Here is a 16,117-nt window from a genome sequence, read left to right as displayed (position 1 = left end):
CGTGATTCCCTGTTCAGTCGGCCGGACAGTGCTTCGAGGGTGGGAACGGCGTCGTCCGACGGTCCATTGGGGACACCGGCGAGTGCGGGCAGGGCGCCGGCTCGGGCGGACGTCGAGCTCGACTACGTGCCGATGATGCCGGTCAACTGACGACGACGCAGAGCTGCCGGTCGGCTTCGCGTTCCACGTGCAGACCGGCTTCGGAGGCGACGGTCAGCAGCCCGTCGACGTCGACCGGTTCGTCCTCGGCCTGCGCGAGCGCGCGGGCGAGCTTGCCCTTGTGGGACTTGTTCTGGTGACTGACCACCTTGCGTTTCCCGGTGGCGTCTTCGGACAACACGCGCACCGAAACCGCGTTCGGCAGTTTCGCGAGGGCGGCGTAGGCACCGGAGCGCATGTCCACGACCAGCTCGTCGGTAGCGGTCAGCGCGGGCTCCAACACCGGCCGCCACACGGCGCGCAAGGTCCCGAGCCCCGGCAGCGTGGTACTTCCGGAGAGCCGGTAGGCCGGAATGCGATCGGTGCCGCGCACCACGCCGAACAACGCCGAGGCAACGGCCAACCGCAGGTCCGCCTGCTTGCGCTCCGCGGCGGACAACGTCGATACGTCCAGCGCGTCGTAGAGCACACCGGTGTAGCGCTCCAGCGCCGGTGCGGTCGGTGAAGTGCACAGTTCGGCGTTGCGCTCGACCTCACCGGCCTGGCGCTGCGACAGCCCCAGCACCCGCAGGCTCTCCGGAACGTCCGCGGCCAGTCCGGTCAGGGAATCGATCAGTTCCCTGCGGGTCGGTTCGAGTTCCGGATGCGACAGCGATCCCAGGTCCAGGGGCGGACCGTCGCCGCCCGTGGCTTTGGTTTCCGAAGGAGGAAGCAGCACCAGCACGCCGCCAGGGTATCGCCGGTCACCGAGCGTTCGAGGAGGGCCGGATCGGAGATCAGGACGTGCTGACCGGCAGCGACGTCAAGCCCCGGAGGATCGTGGTGGGGCGCCTGGTCGGATTGCCCACCATCCGGAGATCCGGTAACCGAGTCGCCAGGCGGCGCAACGCGATCTCCCCCTCCATCCGGGCCAGCGGTGCACCCAGGCAGTGGTGCATGCCGCTGGAGAAGGCCAGGTGCTCGTCGCGCGTGCCACGGGTGATGTCGAATCGCGCCGGATCGGAGTGCACCGCCGGGTCTCGTCCGGCCGCCGCGACCAGCGCCATCACCACGGAATCCGTGGACAACGGCTGCCCGGCCAGTTCGAGCGGTTCGGCGGCGATCCGAAGAGTCGCCTGCACCGGCGGATCCCACCGCAGGGTTTCCTCCACGGCCGGGCCCGCCAGCTCCGGTGCGTCGCACAGCACATGCCACTGGGAGGTCCGGTCGAGCATGGCCAGCACCGCGTTGCTGATCAGCCCGACCGTGGTCTCGAACCCGGCGACGAGCAGCAGGTTGCACATCTGGAGGAGCTCGGCCACGGTGAGCCGATCCTCGTCCAGCGCGGCGACGAGATCGCTGACGACGTCGTCGCCGGGGTCGCGCCTGCGCTGTTCGACGAGGTCGGTGAACAGCCCCTCCAGCGCGGTCGTCGACTCGCGCATCCGGCGCAGATGGCGTGGAGAACGGATGCCGTCCAGCGAACCGCTCAGTACGGAACCGTGCTCGGTCAGGAACCGCGTACCGACATCTGGCAGGTCGAGCAGCTCGCTGATCACCCGGATCGGCAGCGGTGCCGCGAAATCCCGGACCAGGTCGAAACCGCCGTGTGCGGAGACCTGATCGAGCAGCTCGTCGGCGATTTCCTCGATGCGCCGTCGGTAGCCGTCCAGTTTGCGCGGACGGAAGGCGGGGGCGGCGATCCTGCGCAGGCGCGTGTGATCGGGCGGATCCAGTTCCAGCAGGGACAGTTGCAGGTCGACGGCCTCCGTCGTGGGGTCGCCGAAACCACCGTCGCTGGTGCGGACGCCGAAGCGGGAGTCGCGGAGGATCGATTCGCACAGCTCGTGCGAGGTCGCGACGCGAAGCCCGAGGCGGCTGCGGGCGAGAGGTCCCGCCGCGCGCAACTGCTCGTAGATCGGGTACGGGTTCTCGCGCCACGGTGTGTGTAGCAGTCGCGCGGCCGGGTCACCCAGCTTCGCCATCGTCCAGGTGAACGTTCCGCCGGCAAGCAGTCGTGCCCCCAGCGCGAACTCGCCCACGCGGCCGCGGGTGTGGACGTCCTCAACCGTCGCCATCGTTTCCTCCAGCTCCGTCCCCCCGCAATCGAGGGGAACCCAGGAGCGGGCCACGGGCAAGGGGCCGACCGGTTGAAGTCGATGGTCGGGCGAGGGGAGTTGTTTCGCGGGAGTTCGAACCGGCGGGAGTTCGAACCGGCGGGAGTTCGAACCGGCGGGAGTTCGAACCGGCGGGAACTCGATCGGGTGGCGTGGGTGCCGGAGGCTGGTGCTCGTGCGGTTCCCTGCATTGCGCGTCCGCTTCCGGAACCGCCGGAAACGGGCGCATTCGAGGGTGTCGCGATTCACCCGAACATCGGCCCGGCGGGTTCGACGGTCCTCCACAGCGACCGGTAATCCGCTGGTGTCGGCACCGGGGTGGCTCGTTACGCTCTGCCCACGAACCTGCGAACCCGGATGAGGAGCGAGCACTGTGATCACGAGGATGTCGACGTTGTTCCTGCGTACCCTGCGTGAGGATCCGGCCGACGCCGAAGTGCCGAGCCACAAGCTGCTCGTCCGCGCCGGATACGTGCGCCGGGTCGCGCCGGGCATCTACTCGTGGCTGCCGCTCGGACTCCAGGTCCTGCGCAACGTGGAGCGCGTGGTACGCGAGGAGATGGCCACGATCGGCGCGCAGGAGATCCACTTCCCGGCTCTGCTGCCCAAGGAGCCCTACGAGGAAACCAACCGCTGGACCGAGTACGGCCCCAACCTTTTCCGGCTCAAGGACCGCAAGGGCGGCGACTACCTGCTGGGACCCACCCACGAGGAACTGTTCACCCTCACCGTCAAGGGTGAGTACAGCTCGTACAAGGACTACCCGGTCATCCTGTACCAAATCCAGACCAAGTACCGGGACGAGGAACGCCCCCGCGCGGGCATCCTGCGCGGGCGCGAGTTCGTCATGAAGGACTCGTACTCGTTCGACCTCGACGACGACGGGCTGGAGAACTCCTACCAGCTGCACCGGCGGGCCTACGTTCGCATCTTCGACCGCGTCGGGCTGCGCTACGTCATCGTCGCCGCCACCTCGGGCGCCATGGGAGGTTCGGCCTCCGAGGAGTTCCTCGCCGAGAGCGAGACCGGTGAGGACACGTTCGTCCGCAGCACCGAATCCGGCTTCGCCGCGAACGTCGAGGCCGTCGCCACTCCCGTCCCGGCCGCCGAGCCGATTGAGGACAAGCCCGCGGCACAGGTGCACCACACGCCGGACACGCCGACCATCCAGACCCTCGTCGACTTCCTCAACGAACACGGCGACCGCAAGTTCACCGCTGCCGACACCCTCAAGAACGTGCTGGTCAAGGTCCGCCGCCCCGGTGGGACGGACTGGGAACTGCTGGGCGTGGGTGTGCCGGGAGACCGCGAGGTCGACTTCAAGCGCCTCGAAGCCGCGCTGGAACCGAACGAGGTCGCCCTGCTCGACGACGCCGACTTCGAGGCGAACCCGTTCCTGGTCAAGGGCTACATCGGGCCGCGGTCGCTGCAGGAGAACGGGATCCGGTTGCTCGTCGACCCGCGCATCGTGACCGGCACGGCGTGGGTGACCGGTGCGGACCGCGACGACCACCACATCGTCGACCTCGTGTGCGGCCGGGACTTCACCCCCGACGGCACCATCGAGGCGGCCGAGGTCCGCGAGGGCGACCCCTCACCGGACGGCAACGGCACGTTGGTCGCCGCCCGCGGTATCGAGATCGGGCACATCTTCCAGCTCGGCAGCAAGTACACCGACGCCTTCGGGCTCGACGCGCTCGGCCAGGACGGCAAGCCTAAGCGGATCACGATGGGGTCCTACGGCATCGGCGTCTCCCGCCTGGTGGCCGCGATCGTCGAGCAGAGCCACGACGACATCGGCGTGGTGTGGCCCCGCGAGGTCGCACCCGCCGACGTGCACGTCGTCATCGCGGGCAAGGACGACACCGTCCGCGACGGTGCCGAACGCCTGGCCGCCGAGCTCGACGCGGCGGGTGTTCGGGTGCTGCTCGATGACCGCACTTCCTCGCCGGGCGTGAAGTTCGCCGACGCCGAACTCGTCGGCGTGCCGACGATCCTGGTCGTCGGAAAGGGGCTGGCCAACGGTGTCGTCGAGGTCAAGGACCGCCGCACCGGTGACCGCGAGGAGGTCGACGTGGACGCCGCGGTGAACCACCTCGTCGACGTCGTGCGCGGCTGAGCCGTATCGGGCCGGTGGTGGCGACGTCCCGGGACATCGCCACCACCGGCACCGGCCACTGGTCGGCACACCACTGCCGGTGTCGCTGCCGGTCAGTCGCCGGGGCCGCCGGACCGGCCGAAGTGAGCGTCGGTCCGGAAGCGCAGCGCCGCGAGCACCGCTTCGGTGTCGGCGAGGTCCTTGAGCACCACGTGCGCGCCCGCGTCACGGAGCTCGCCTTCGTCGCTGCCACCGGTGGCGACCCCGACTGCCACCGCGCCGGAATGCAGCGCCCCCGCGACGTCGTGCGGCGTGTCGCCGACGACCACCACGTCGTCGGGGGCGAATGTGGTGCTGTGCTTGTCACCGGCCTTCGCCACCGCCGCTGAAATCAGATCGTTGCGGTGTACCGAGTCGGTGCCGAACCCGCCGATCTCGAAGTCGAGGTGGCGGTCCAGGCCGAACGCGTCGAGCTTGGCCAACGCCACCGACGGCAGATTCCCGGTCACGGCCGTCTGCATGAACTCCGGCGTCTCGGTCAGCGCGTGGAGTGCGAGCGCGGCACCGGGCATCGCGTGGCCGTGCGAGGCCAGCTCATCGCGACTGCTCTCGACGACCGAGGTCAACGCCGCGAACATGGCCGCGACCGTGGTTTCGGTGGCCTCGACGCCGTGGTTGTTCAGGGCATCAGTGGTGATCGCCAGTTCGGTTCGCCCGGCGGTGTCGGGCATGCGCCGGAGGTCGCGCCCGGTTACTTCGGTCAGCGCCGCGCGGTACCAGCTCTCGCCGAAGCCGCGTGCGTCGATCAGCGTCAGGTCGATGTCCCACAGGACCAACCGCGATTCGGACCCGTTGTTCGAGCTCACCCGGCCAGTCTCGCAGCTCGGCCCACCTCGGGGCCGAGAAGGCCGGATCCGGGCTCCGCGTGCTCCGCCGTAAGTGGGCTCGGCTCAGCCGGGCAGGAAACTCAGACGGACACGCCGGACCGGGTTGTCCGCGTTGGTGTCGACCAGGCACACCGACTGCCACGTTCCCAGCGCCATCCGCCCGTCGAACACCGGCACGGACGCGTAGGGCGGAACGACGGCGGGCAGCACGTGGTCGCGCCCGTGTCCGGGAGAACCGTGCCGATGCCGCCACCGATCATCCGCGGGCAACAGCTCCCGCAGCGCTTTGAGCAGGTCGTCGTCGCTGTTGGCGCCGGTCTCGATGATGGCGAGGCCTGCCGTGGCGTGCGGTACCCACACGTGCAGGAGCCCGTCGTGCGAATCCACTCCGCTGAGGAAGCGTTCGCACTCGGAGTTGAGGTCGTGGACGACCTCTGCCGAACCTGTTCGAACTTCGATCTCCTCGCTGTGCATGGTTGCCACCGTAGAACGTGCCGTGGGATGCACGCCGAGATGACCACGCGAAAGCCTCGACGCGATCGTCCGAGCCGACTGAGGCGGACGGGCACCGAGGGTTCACCCATGCGGACGGTTGGTGATCATCCGAATGGTTCTGGGACCCGACGGGATTCGATCCCTGCGCATGTGCTGTTCAATGTGAGATCGCCACCCGCTACCGTAGGTGCTCGTGCCGGACCAGGATGGTGCACCCGAACAGACGACAGGCGCGTTTCCGGATTCGGAACGTGCTCATACGACGCCGCTCAAGCGCGATAACTCGCGGGTGAATCAGGAGTCACAGCCAGCGTCCGGGAGCCCGCATCCCGGCAGCAGCTCGAACGGCACGGACGGGGTCGGTGAAACGACACGTCCGGCCTTCCAACAGCCGGGTCCGCCGGGCGGCAGGCGGGGAGTACCGGCGGCGGTGAGCCCGCCGGCCGAGACACCGGCGCCGGGACCGCAGCCGACACCGGGACCGCCGTTCGTCAATCAGCAGCCCGCCAATCAGCAGGCCGCGCAGCCGCCGCAGTCGCCTTCCGGCTGGCAGAACGCCCACCCACCGACTCCGCAGCCCGGGACACCACCACCGGGTGGTGCGGGCACGCCCCAGGCTGGTATGCCCCAGCCCGGTATGCCCCAGGCCGGCACGCCCCAGGCCGGTATGCCCCAGGCCGGCCCGCCCCAGCCCGGCACCCCCCAACCCGGTGGGTACGCGCCGGCCGCGCCGCAGCACACGGCCGTGCAGCAGCAGCCCCCGTACGCGTCCCAGCCTCCGGGGCCGGCGCAACCGCACGGTCCTTCGCAGCCGCACGGTCCTTCGCAACAGCACCCGTCCACACCGCGGTCCCAGCCGTACGAAGCCGCGGGAGAGCAGGACGAACCGCGCTCCACCGGGTCGCCGATCGCCTACCTGCGCGTCGCCGCCAACGCGGCGACGGGCAGCAACGGCCGGGTCGGCCCGGCGGGCTGGGCGATCCGGGGGCTCGGGCTCCTGGCGATCTCACTCGTCTCCGGGCTCGTGTGGTTGGCGATCAAACCGGGCGGGCCGGAGACCAGCGAGCCGGAGGCGCAGCAGTCAGGTCCGCGAACCGACCACGCTTTCGAGCGGATCAGGTGGGAAGAGGGCGCGCAGAGCTGCAAGAACGTGTCGACGTCCAAGATCCGGGAGTACTTCGCCTCGCAGGAATGCGAGCACCTGACCCGCGCGCTGTACACGACCGAACTGGCCGACGGGCGCCGCGTGCTCACCTCGGTGGTCACCGTGGTGATGCCGGACGAGGGATCGGCGCGCGAACTCGAGCAGCTGACGACCGAGAACAACACCGGCAACATCAAGGACCTCGTCGAAGAAGGCCGTCCCGGCTTGGAGAACCACCCGGACCTCTATGACAAGGCCTACGGTTCCGCGCTGCAGGGGCGCCTGGTGGCGGTGGGAGACTCCGCGTACTTCGAGGGCAAAACGCCCAAGAACGATCCGGGACTGGAGGCGGTCACCGCCGACGCGCTGAAACTCGGCTGGCCGCAGGACAAGGACGAATGATCGCCGGTGCCTGGCCGGGGAACCGGATGGATCAGGGCTTGCCGGGGAAGGCGGTCGCCGAGGGCTGCTGACCGGCGTGCAGCCGCCAGCGCGTGGCTCGGGTCGCGGAGGTGGTCAGCCCCTTCAGCGCGGTGCGCCGCAGCGCGGCGTTGTCGGTGCTCTCCAGCACCGCGCGCCACCCCACCTGGCAGTCGTTCTCGCTGGTGATCAGCATCCGTACGGCCGAGTCCGCGTCCTCGATCGACTCGGGGAGTCGGTAGGCGGGCGCGCCGGGAGGAGGGGTGAGGTTCGCATCGCGCAGGGCACGTTCGGCCGCGTTCCGCCGTTCGCGGTGCTCGGCCGTGGCTTCGTCGGCGGCCGAGCGGGTGTCCGTCCCGAGGAACGCCTCGGCGAGGCCGTAGACCCACAGCGCGGTGTGCTCGGCTTTCAACGCGGCTCGCAGTGCGTTCGCGGTCTTCTCCTGCAGATCGCTCATCCGAGAACCTCCAGTAGGCTCGCGCAGCCTGCCGAGATCGAACCGACCATGCCCGCCCGGTGCGACGGCAACGTCGGTGTGAGCTCGGCTGCCTCCGCCTGCGCCTTTTCCATCGCTGTGCGGAGAGCTTCGGTCGCCGCATCGGGCGTGGTCGGGGCGTCCGGCCCGGAGGGGGAGGGGCCCGCCGGTTCGTCCGGATCGGGGGGATCGACCCGGTCGATCTCGAGTTTCAGCTCACGGGCGTGGTCGCTGCGGATCGAGACGATCAGCTCCGTGGTGTCGGTCTTCGCGTGCTTCTTCGCGATCGCCTGCGCGAGCTTCACGTCCGACTTCGCCGATTTCACCAGTGCTTCCAGCGGGTCCGGTTCCGCCGAGCCGGTGGCGCAACCCGTGACGGCGGCCGCCGCTGCCGGTGCCAGCGCGAACAGTCGAAGCGCGTCGCGGCGCCCGAGGAGCGGTCGGGAGGTGGGATCCACGACGCCCCATCCTGCCAGGTGATCAGCGCGGTGCGACGTTCGGTGCCAACCGGGAAACCGTACAGTCGGTGGCTAGCTCGGTCGAGCATTCGGGGACCACGGGTAACACCGCGCCGAGGGCTTCGAATAGGGTTCCCACAGCGCGCCGACGGTAGGGCGGACGCGATAGGCTGGACGACTGCGGTCAACATCGAAGGTTGACCCCGCCGTCGTCGGTATCGCGAACCCGATAGTAGGCGCGTTCGCCGCGCCGGAGAGTGTCTTTGGCGACCCAGACCCCAACGAACCCAGGGAGTGCCAACGTGTCCAGCCCGCCGCGTGGTGAGATCGCCGCGCAGCTGGAGCCCGTCGTGGCCGAGGCCGTCGCGGCCGAAGGCTTCGATCTGGAGGAGCTCGACGTGCAGCTGGCCGGGCGCCGCCGGCTGGTCAAGGTGGTCGTCGATTCCGACGACGGGGTCGGTCTCGATCGGATTTCCGAGATCAGCCACGCCGTGTCGCAGGTGCTGGACGCCCACGAGCACGTGCTCGCCGGTGCTTACACCCTGGAGGTCACATCGCCCGGGGTCGATCGGCCCCTGACCCGGAAACGCCATTGGCGACGGGCCCGCAACCGGCTGGTCAAGGTCCGGATGGTCGGCGGCACCGAGCTGGCGGTGCGTGTCGGGGAATCCGATGATGACGGTGTGGTCGTTCTGGTGGGCGGGAAGATCCGCCGACTGGCCTACGGTGACATCGAGCGCGCGGTGGTGGAGGTCGAGTTCCAACAACCATCGGCCGAAGAATTGAGCAAGCTTGAGCGGGCTGCGGGCGGCGTTCCTCAGCACGGGGACGACCGGAAAGACACGGAGGAGCCGAGGTGAACGTCGACATCGCCGCGCTGCGGGCGATCGAACGCGACAAGGACATTCCATTCGAGACGGTCCTGGAAGCGATCGAATCAGCGCTGCTCACCGCTTACCGCCACACCGAGGGGCATCAGCCGCACGCGCGGGTGGAAGTGGATCGCAAGACCGGCATTGTCCGGGTGCTCGCGCACACGCTGGGCGCCGGGGGTGAAGTCCAGGAGGAATGGGACGACACGCCGGAGGGCTTCGGTCGGATCGCGGCGACCACCGCGCGGCAGGTGATCCTGCAGCGGCTCCGGGACGCCGAACACGAGCGGACCTTCGGGGAGTTCTCCACCAAGGAGGGCGAGATCCTCGGTGGGGTCATCCAGCGGGACGCGAAGGCGAACTCCCGCGGCATGGTGATCGTGCAGGTCGGCGACAGCGAGGGCGTCATCCCGGGGGCCGAACAGGTTCCGGGGGAGCGCTACGAGCACGGTAGCCGGATCAAGTGCTACGTCGTGGGTGTCTCCCGCAGTGCGCGCGGACCGCAGATCACGCTGTCACGTACCCACCCGAACCTGGTGCGGCGGTTGTTCGCGTTGGAGGTCCCGGAGATCGCCGACGGCACCGTCGAGATCCCGGCTGTCGCCCGCGAAGCCGGACACCGGTCCAAGATCGCGGTGCGATCCTCGGTCAGCGGTGTGAACGCCAAGGGTGCGTGCATCGGGCCGATGGGTGCTCGGGTCCGCAACGTGATGAGCGAACTCGGTGGCGAGAAGATCGACATCATCGATTTCTCGGAGGACCCGGGTACGTTCGTCGGCAATGCGCTCTCACCGGCGAAGGTGGTCTCGGTGGAGGTCGTCGACGAGCGGGCGAAGACCGCCCGGGTGATCGTCCCCGACTTCCAGCTGTCGTTGGCCATCGGCAAGGAGGGGCAGAACGCGCGCCTCGCCGCCCGGCTGACCGGATGGCGTATCGACATCCGCAGTGACGCCGACCCGAGTGCGCCCACGACTTCGGCAGGGACGCCGTTGGCATCGCCGAACGACCCGCCGAACCTCGGTGCGGCCATCGGGGACCTTCCCGCGGTCGGGTCCACCGAGTGATGTGAGCCCGAGCACGTTAGCCGGGTGATGGGTCGTGGACTCGCCGCGCAAGGCGGATCGAGCGGCTAGGACCAACCTGGGGAACAACCGTTGGCGACAACGGGTTAGAATCATTGGTGGCTCGACGCGAGGGAGCGAGAATCCGCACACATCCACCCGGTGACCGTGACGCAAGTCCCGGACCGGTCCGTACCTGTGTGGGGTGCCGTACCCGGACGTCGGCCGCCGAGCTGCTGCGAGTGGTGGCAAGGGATGGCGAGACGCATCGGGTAGCCATTCCGGATCCTCGACGCCGGCAACCGGGGCGTGGTGCGTGGTTGCACTCCGACCCCGCGTGCCTGCGGTTGGCTGAGCGGCGTCGGGCGTTTCCGCGTGCGTTGCGCGTGCAGAGCCCCCTCGACCTCTCGGCGCTCCAGGATCATCTCACCGGCACTGGCGAACACGCGGCTCACGATGTGACCGACGCGGGAACCTCCCGCGCCAGGCAGTTGAAGGAAGCAGGTCGACCCGTCATGAATCAGCCGTGAAGCTGAAGCCATGAACGCGCATCGGCGATAGGACGAGGTCGTGCGGGACTGCCGCCCGGCCTCACCAGATGAGGAGAGCAGTGGCAGGCAAGGCCCGCGTGCACGAGCTCGCTAAAGAGCTCGGAGTCACAAGCAAGGAAGTACTCAACAAGCTCGCCGAACAAGGCGAGTACGTGAAGTCTGCGTCCTCCACCGTGGAAGCTCCGGTGGCTCGCAGGCTTCGCGACGCGTACCCGAAGTCGGGCGCGTCCAAGAAGAGCGACGGCAACGGAACGGCAGGCGGTGGAGCGAAGCCCGCACCGCCGCGTCCGGAAGACGCATCGGAGAACGGCGGTGCCGAGGCTCCCAAGCCGGCGGCCCCGAAGCCCGGTCCGCGTCCCGAGGCCCCGGCCGCGGATGCCCCGAAGCCCGGGCCCAAGCCCGGGCCGAAGCCGGGCCCCAAACCGGGTCCGAAGTCGCCCGCTCCCGAAACCAAACCCTTCGAAGAGGCCCCGGCCGCCAAGGCGAACCAGGGGCAGCCGGAGCAGGCCCAGCCCGAACCGGAGAAGCCCGCGGCCAAGGATCAGGGCGGGGAGCAGCAGGCTCCGCGCGCCGACCGGCCCGCGGCTCCCAAGCCGGGTCCCAAGCCCGGCCCCAAACCGGGTCCGAAGCCGGAATCCAAGCCTGCGGGTGGCGAGGGCGATGGCGATGGTGTCGTTCCGCCGCGCCCGCAGACCTCCAAGCCCAAGCCCGGTCCGAAGTCTCCGCGGGTCGGCAACAACCCGTTCGGCGTGGGCAGCGGTTCGCCGGCGCAGCGGCCCTCCAAGGGCCAAGGCGGTGGCCAGCGTCCCGATCGCCAGGGCAGCGGCCAGGGCGCTCAGGGCCAAGGTGGCCAGGGCCAAGGTGGTCACGGCGGCCAGGGCCAGGGCGGCCAGGGTGGCGGCCGTGGTCAGGGTCAGCGTCCGGACCGCCAGGGCAGTGGCCAGGGCGGCGGTCAGGGCACGGCTCCTGCCGCCGGATCCACTCCGCGTGGCGAGGGCGGTGGCGACCGGCCGAACCCGGGCATGATGCCCCCGCGTCCCAACCCCGGCATGATGCCGTCCCGTCCGGCCCGTTCCGGCGGTGGTGGCGGTGGCCGCGGCGGTCCCGGTGGCGGCGGTGGTCGCCCCGGTGGTGGCGGCGGCGGTCGTCCCGGCGGCGGTGGCGGCGGTGCTCGTCCCGGTGGTGGCGGTCCCGGTGGTGGCGGCGGTGGCCGTCCCGGCGGCGGCGGTGGCCCCGGTGGCCCCGGTGGCGGTGGCGCCCCCGCGGGCGGTGGCTTCCGCGGTCGTCCCGGTGGCGGTGGCCGTCCCGGTGCTCGTGGTGGTACGGCCGGTGCGTTCGGTCGTCCGGGTGGTCCTGCGCGTCGAGGCCGCAAGTCGAAGCGGCAGAAGCGCCAGGAGTACATGGAGAACATGCAGGCACCGTCGGTGGGCGGTGTCCGGCTCCCGCGCGGCAACGGCGAGATCCTTCGCCTGCGCCGGGGTGCTTCGCTGACCGATTTCGCCGAGAAGATCAACGCCAACCCGGCTTCGCTGGTGCAGGCGATGTTCCACCTCGGTGAGATGGTGACCGCGACCCAGTCCGTCTCCGACGAGGTGCTCGAGCTCCTCGGCCAGGAGATGAACTACAAGGTCGAGATGGTCAGCCCGGAGGACGAGGACCGGGAACTGCTGGAGTCGTTCGACATCAACTTCGGCGACCCGGGCAGCAGCGATGAGCAGCTGATGTCCCGCCCGCCGGTCGTGACCGTCATGGGTCACGTCGACCACGGTAAGACCAGGTTGCTGGACACGATCCGGAAGGCGAACGTCCACGAGGGCGAAGCCGGCGGCATCACCCAGCACATCGGTGCCTACCAGGTCGCCACCGAGCTGGAGGGCAAGGAGCGTCCGGTCACCTTCATCGACACCCCTGGTCACGAGGCGTTCACCGCCATGCGTGCCCGTGGTGCGAAGTCGACCGACATCGCCGTGCTGGTCATCGCCGCCGACGACGGCGTCATGCCGCAGACGGTGGAGGCGCTGAACCACGCCCAAGCAGCCGGTGTGCCGATCGTGGTCGCAGTCAACAAGATCGACAAGGAGGGCGCGAACCCGGACAAGATCCGGCAGCAGCTCACCGAGTACAACCTGATCGCCGAGGAGTACGGCGGCGAGACCATGTTCGTGGAGATCTCCGCGAAGCAGGGCGAGAACATCGAGGCGCTGCTGGACGCGATCCTGCTGACCGCCGATGCGGCCCTGGACCTGCGGGCGAACCCGAAGATGGAGGCCCAGGGCGTGGCCATCGAGGCGCACCTGGACCGTGGCCGTGGTCCGGTGGCGACCGTGCTGGTGCAGCGCGGCACGCTGCGAGTCGGTGATTCGGTGGTCGCGGGTAACGCCCACGGCCGCGTCCGACGGATGATCAACGAGCACGACGAGGACGTCACCGAGGCCCAGCCCTCACGTCCGGTCCAGGTCATCGGGTTCACCTCGGTGCCCGGCGCCGGGGACACGTTCCTGGTCGTCGACGAGGACCGCGTCGCGCGGCAGATCGCCGACAAGCGTGGTGCTCGCATCCGGGAGGCGCAGAACGCGGCCAAGCGCAAGCGCGTCAGCCTCGAGGACCTGGACAAGGTGCTCAAGGAGACCAACCAGCTCAACCTGATCGTCAAGGGTGACAACTCGGGTACCGTCGAGGCGCTCGAGGAATCCCTGGGCAAGATCGATGTGGGCGACGAGGTCGAACTCCGGGTGATCCACCGCGGTGTCGGTGGCATCAACGAGAGCGACATCAACCTCGCGACCGCCGAGAACACCATCGTGCTGGGCTTCAACGTCCGTGCGGAGGGCAAGGCCGCCGAGGTCGCCAACCGCGAGGGCGTGGAGATCCGGTACTACTCGGTGATCTACCGGGCGCTCGAAGACATCGAGCAGGCCCTCAAGGGCATGCTCAAGCCCGTGTACGAAGAGGTCGAGCTGGGTCGGGCCGAGGTTCGGGACATCTTCAAGTCCTCGAAGATCGGCACGATCGCGGGTTGCATGGTGACCGAGGGCATCATGCGACGCAACGCCAAGGCCCGGTTGATGCGGGACAACGTCGTGGTCGCCGAGAACCTCAGCGTCAACTCGCTGAAGCGGTACAAGGACGACGCGACCGAGGTCCGCGACGGTTTCGAGTGCGGTCTGACCCTGGGTTCCTTCGGGGACATCAAGGTCGGCGACTTCATCGAGACCTACGAGATGCGGGAGAAGCCGCGCACGTGAGCCGTGGCTTTCGGGGCCGTCCTGCGCGGACGGCCCCGAAAGCCGCCGGTGCGGTGGCACGCTGGTGCCCATGTATGTTGGCGCACTGGAGCTGGACGTGTTGCTCGGCGACGTCCACTCCCTGAAGCAGAAGCGTTCGGTGGTCCGTCCGGTGGTGGCGGAACTTCGCAGGCGCTTCGAGGTCGCGGTTGCCGAGGTCGGCGACCCGAGCCTTTATCGCCGAGCACTGATCGGGGTGAGCGCGGTATCGGGGGACGCCGCACACGTGCGCGATGTGCTGGACGCGTGTGAACGCGCGATCGCCGGGCGGCCCGAGGTGGAGTTGCTGTCGTCCCGGCAGCGGATGCTCGGCCCGGAAGATTGAGTCTGGCCGGATGGCGCCCGGAACGCACAATGGGTGTCAGCGAGTGGCCAGGAAACAGAATGGCTCTTGCCCGGCGCCCGCCGGGCTGTGGATCAATTGAGGAGGTGCGCCGTGGCTGATACGGCGCGCGCCCGCAGGCTCGCCAAGCGGATCGCCCAGATCGTGGCCTCCGGGTTGGAGTTCGAGGTCAAGGACCCGAGACTGGCGATGGTGACGATCACCGACGCCCGGGTCACGCCGGACCTGCGGGATGCCACTGTTTACTACACCGTGTTCGGTGACGACGCCGATCTCGCGGGCACGGCTGCGGCGCTGTCCAGCGCGACCGGTGTGCTGCGGACCAGGGTGGGGACGCACACCGGTATCCGGTTCACCCCGACGCTGACCTTCGTAGCCGACACGGTTCCCGACGACGCCAAGCGGCTCGACGAGCTGCTGGCGCAGGCGAAGGAAGCCGACGCGGAGGTCGCCCGGTTGGCGTCCGGAGCCGAACACGCCGGGGAGTCCGAACCGTACCGCGACACCTCGGCCGAGGTCGGCGAGGACGATGAGGACGATGACGACGACGAGGAGGCCACCGACCGGGAAGGCTCGTCCGGTACCGATGTGCGTGGACCACATGCCGGTTGAGTCGCTGGGAGGCGTGCCCGCCGCATCGCAGCGGAGGTGAGTGGGTGAACGGTCAGTCCGGGATCAAGCAGGAGAACGCGGACGGGCGGGGGACCGAACTCGCCTCCGCGGTGACGGATGCCGCTCGCGTCCTCTCGACGGCCAGGGACGTGACGTTCCTGGCCCATGTCAATCCGGATGCCGACGCGTTGGGCAGCGCCCTCTCGCTCGGGATGGCCCTGCGCAGGCGGGGCGCGGCGGTGCGGGTCTCGTTCGGCTTCCCGGCGGAGCTGCCGTTCACCCTCCGCCCGCTGGACGCCGAGGGCTTGGTGGTGCCCGCCGCCGAGATCGCTCCGGCGCCGCCGACTCTCGTCGTGTGCGACGCGGGCAGTCTGGAACGGGTGGGGGAGCTGGCCGATCGGGTCGACGCGACGATCGCCGCGGGTGGCGATGTCGTCGTCATCGACCACCACGTGGCGAACACGCGGTTCGGCACGATGCACGTGCTCGACGAGACGGCGGAGGCGACCGCGGTGATCGTGCTGCGGTTGCTGGACGAACTCGGCGTCGAGCTCGATCTGTCCATCGCCCGCTGCCTCTACGCGGGTCTGGTGACCGATACGCGCTCCTTCCGCAGCGCGACGTCGACGACGCACCGCATCGCCACTCGGCTGCTGGAAGCCGGGGTTGATCCGGAGGCGACCACCCGACCACTGATGGACACCCATCCTTTCGGGTGGTTGCGGATGCTGTCGAAGGTTCTGGACGAGGCACGGTTGGAGCCGGATGCCGCGCAGGGCCTGGGTTTCGTGCACGCCACCGTCCGCCTGACGCACTCGGACGGATTGCGGAGCGAGGAGCTGGACAGCGTCGTCGATGTGGTCCGCACCACGGCCGAAGCGGAGGTCACGGCGGTGTTCAAAGAGGTCGCGCCGGATCGCTGGTCGGTGTCCCTGCGGGCCAACAGCCGCCTGGACGTTGGCAAGGCCGCTGTCGCATGCGGTGGTGGTGGGCATCGACTGGCTTCCGGGTTCACCACCGACGGTCCGCTCGACGACGTACTCGCCGAGCTGCGCGGTGCGCTGGACGAGGCGCCACTGCTGACCTGATCCGGCCGCGCCGACGAGAGCGTCGGCGCGGCCGAAGTGCGTCGATTTCGAGGGATTTCGGTCCCGTCCTGATG

The 16,117-nt window shown here is 69.4% G+C and carries 15 protein-coding genes; 9 read left to right on the top strand and 6 right to left on the bottom strand.

The features are described from left to right. Positions 1-142: 142 nt before the first annotated feature. The gene (yaaA, locus tag ACYVAN_RS00980; protein ID WP_460954545.1) at positions 143-883 is read right to left on the bottom strand and encodes a peroxide stress protein YaaA; all 741 of its coding nucleotides are present in this window, start codon (positions 881-883) and stop codon (positions 143-145) included. Between the two features lie 52 nt (positions 884-935). Continuing rightward, positions 936-2,216: a cytochrome P450 gene (locus tag ACYVAN_RS00975; RefSeq protein ID WP_460954543.1), complete on the bottom strand. Its 1,281-nt coding sequence runs from the start codon at positions 2,214-2,216 to the stop codon at positions 936-938. Between the two features lie 412 nt (positions 2,217-2,628). On the opposite strand from ACYVAN_RS00975, the gene ACYVAN_RS00970 reads away from it, so the two are divergent. Continuing rightward, positions 2,629-4,374 carry a proline--tRNA ligase gene (locus tag ACYVAN_RS00970; RefSeq protein WP_460954541.1) on the top strand — a complete coding sequence of 582 codons (1,746 nt, stop codon included), beginning with the start codon at positions 2,629-2,631 and terminating at the stop codon, positions 4,372-4,374. Positions 4,375-4,466: 92 nt separating this feature from the next. Here the strand turns inward: ACYVAN_RS00970 and ACYVAN_RS00965 are convergent, their stop codons facing one another. Beyond that, entirely contained in the window at positions 4,467-5,219 is a 753-nt protein-coding gene (locus tag ACYVAN_RS00965) for an HAD family hydrolase (protein WP_460954539.1), read from the bottom strand. A gap of 84 nt (positions 5,220-5,303) precedes the next feature. Beyond that, entirely contained in the window at positions 5,304-5,714 is a 411-nt protein-coding gene (locus tag ACYVAN_RS00960; RefSeq protein WP_460954538.1) for a secondary thiamine-phosphate synthase enzyme YjbQ, read from the bottom strand. Between the two features lie 451 nt (positions 5,715-6,165). On the opposite strand from ACYVAN_RS00960, the gene ACYVAN_RS00955 reads away from it, so the two are divergent. Beyond that, positions 6,166-7,281 (top strand): hypothetical protein, encoded by a 1,116-nt coding sequence (locus ACYVAN_RS00955; protein WP_460954537.1) that lies wholly within the window; start codon positions 6,166-6,168, stop codon positions 7,279-7,281. 31 nt (positions 7,282-7,312) lie between these two features. Here ACYVAN_RS00955 and ACYVAN_RS00950 read toward each other — a convergent pair whose 3' ends face one another. Next, entirely contained in the window at positions 7,313-7,756 is a 444-nt protein-coding gene (locus ACYVAN_RS00950) for a ferritin-like domain-containing protein (RefSeq protein WP_460954535.1), read from the bottom strand. Next, a complete protein-coding gene (locus ACYVAN_RS00945; protein WP_460954533.1) occupies positions 7,753-8,232 on the bottom strand; it encodes a hypothetical protein in 480 nt (159 codons plus the stop codon). The genes ACYVAN_RS00950 and ACYVAN_RS00945 overlap by 4 nt, the downstream gene beginning before the upstream one ends. A 302-nt stretch (positions 8,233-8,534) precedes the next feature. On the opposite strand from ACYVAN_RS00945, the gene rimP reads away from it, so the two are divergent. The 7 genes from rimP (at position 8,535) to ACYVAN_RS00910 (ending at position 16,043) form a co-directional block, all read left to right on the top strand. Beyond that, on the top strand, positions 8,535-9,092 hold the full coding sequence (gene rimP, locus ACYVAN_RS00940) for a ribosome maturation factor RimP (protein ID WP_460954531.1): 558 nt from the start codon (positions 8,535-8,537) through the stop codon (positions 9,090-9,092). Further along, on the top strand, positions 9,089-10,168 hold the full coding sequence (gene nusA / locus ACYVAN_RS00935; protein WP_460954529.1) for a transcription termination factor NusA: 1,080 nt from the start codon (positions 9,089-9,091) through the stop codon (positions 10,166-10,168). The genes rimP and nusA overlap by 4 nt, the downstream gene beginning before the upstream one ends. 116 nt (positions 10,169-10,284) lie before the next feature. Next, positions 10,285-10,695 (top strand): YlxR family protein, encoded by a 411-nt coding sequence (locus tag ACYVAN_RS00930; RefSeq protein WP_460954527.1) that lies wholly within the window; start codon positions 10,285-10,287, stop codon positions 10,693-10,695. Positions 10,696-10,775: 80 nt separating this feature from the next. Further along, positions 10,776-13,961, top strand: coding sequence for a translation initiation factor IF-2 (infB, locus tag ACYVAN_RS00925; protein WP_460954525.1), 3,186 nt, complete (start codon positions 10,776-10,778; stop codon positions 13,959-13,961). 70 nt (positions 13,962-14,031) lie between these two features. Further along, entirely contained in the window at positions 14,032-14,325 is a 294-nt protein-coding gene (locus tag ACYVAN_RS00920; RefSeq protein WP_460954522.1) for a DUF503 domain-containing protein, read from the top strand. 111 nt (positions 14,326-14,436) lie between these two features. Continuing rightward, entirely contained in the window at positions 14,437-14,955 is a 519-nt protein-coding gene (gene rbfA / locus ACYVAN_RS00915) for a 30S ribosome-binding factor RbfA (RefSeq protein ID WP_460954520.1), read from the top strand. A gap of 44 nt (positions 14,956-14,999) precedes the next feature. Further along, positions 15,000-16,043: a DHH family phosphoesterase gene (locus ACYVAN_RS00910; protein ID WP_460954518.1), complete on the top strand. Its 1,044-nt coding sequence runs from the start codon at positions 15,000-15,002 to the stop codon at positions 16,041-16,043. Positions 16,044-16,117: the final 74 nt, after the last annotated feature.

This window comes from Parasphingorhabdus pacifica, assembly GCF_054779195.1.
This window is presented reverse-complemented; position numbering and strand designations above follow the sequence as displayed.

Excerpts from the sequence above, each read along its gene's own strand:
- ACYVAN_RS00950 (WP_460954535.1), bottom strand. The coding sequence starts at position 7,756 with ATGAGCGATCTGCAGGAGAAGACCGCGAACGCACTGCGAGCCGCGTTG.
- ACYVAN_RS00960 (WP_460954538.1), bottom strand. The coding sequence starts at position 5,714 with ATGCACAGCGAGGAGATCGAAGTTCGAACAGGTTCGGCAGAGGTCGTC.
- ACYVAN_RS00920 (WP_460954522.1), top strand. The coding sequence starts at position 14,032 with ATGTATGTTGGCGCACTGGAGCTGGACGTGTTGCTCGGCGACGTCCAC.
- ACYVAN_RS00975 (WP_460954543.1), bottom strand. The coding sequence starts at position 2,216 with ATGGCGACGGTTGAGGACGTCCACACCCGCGGCCGCGTGGGCGAGTTC.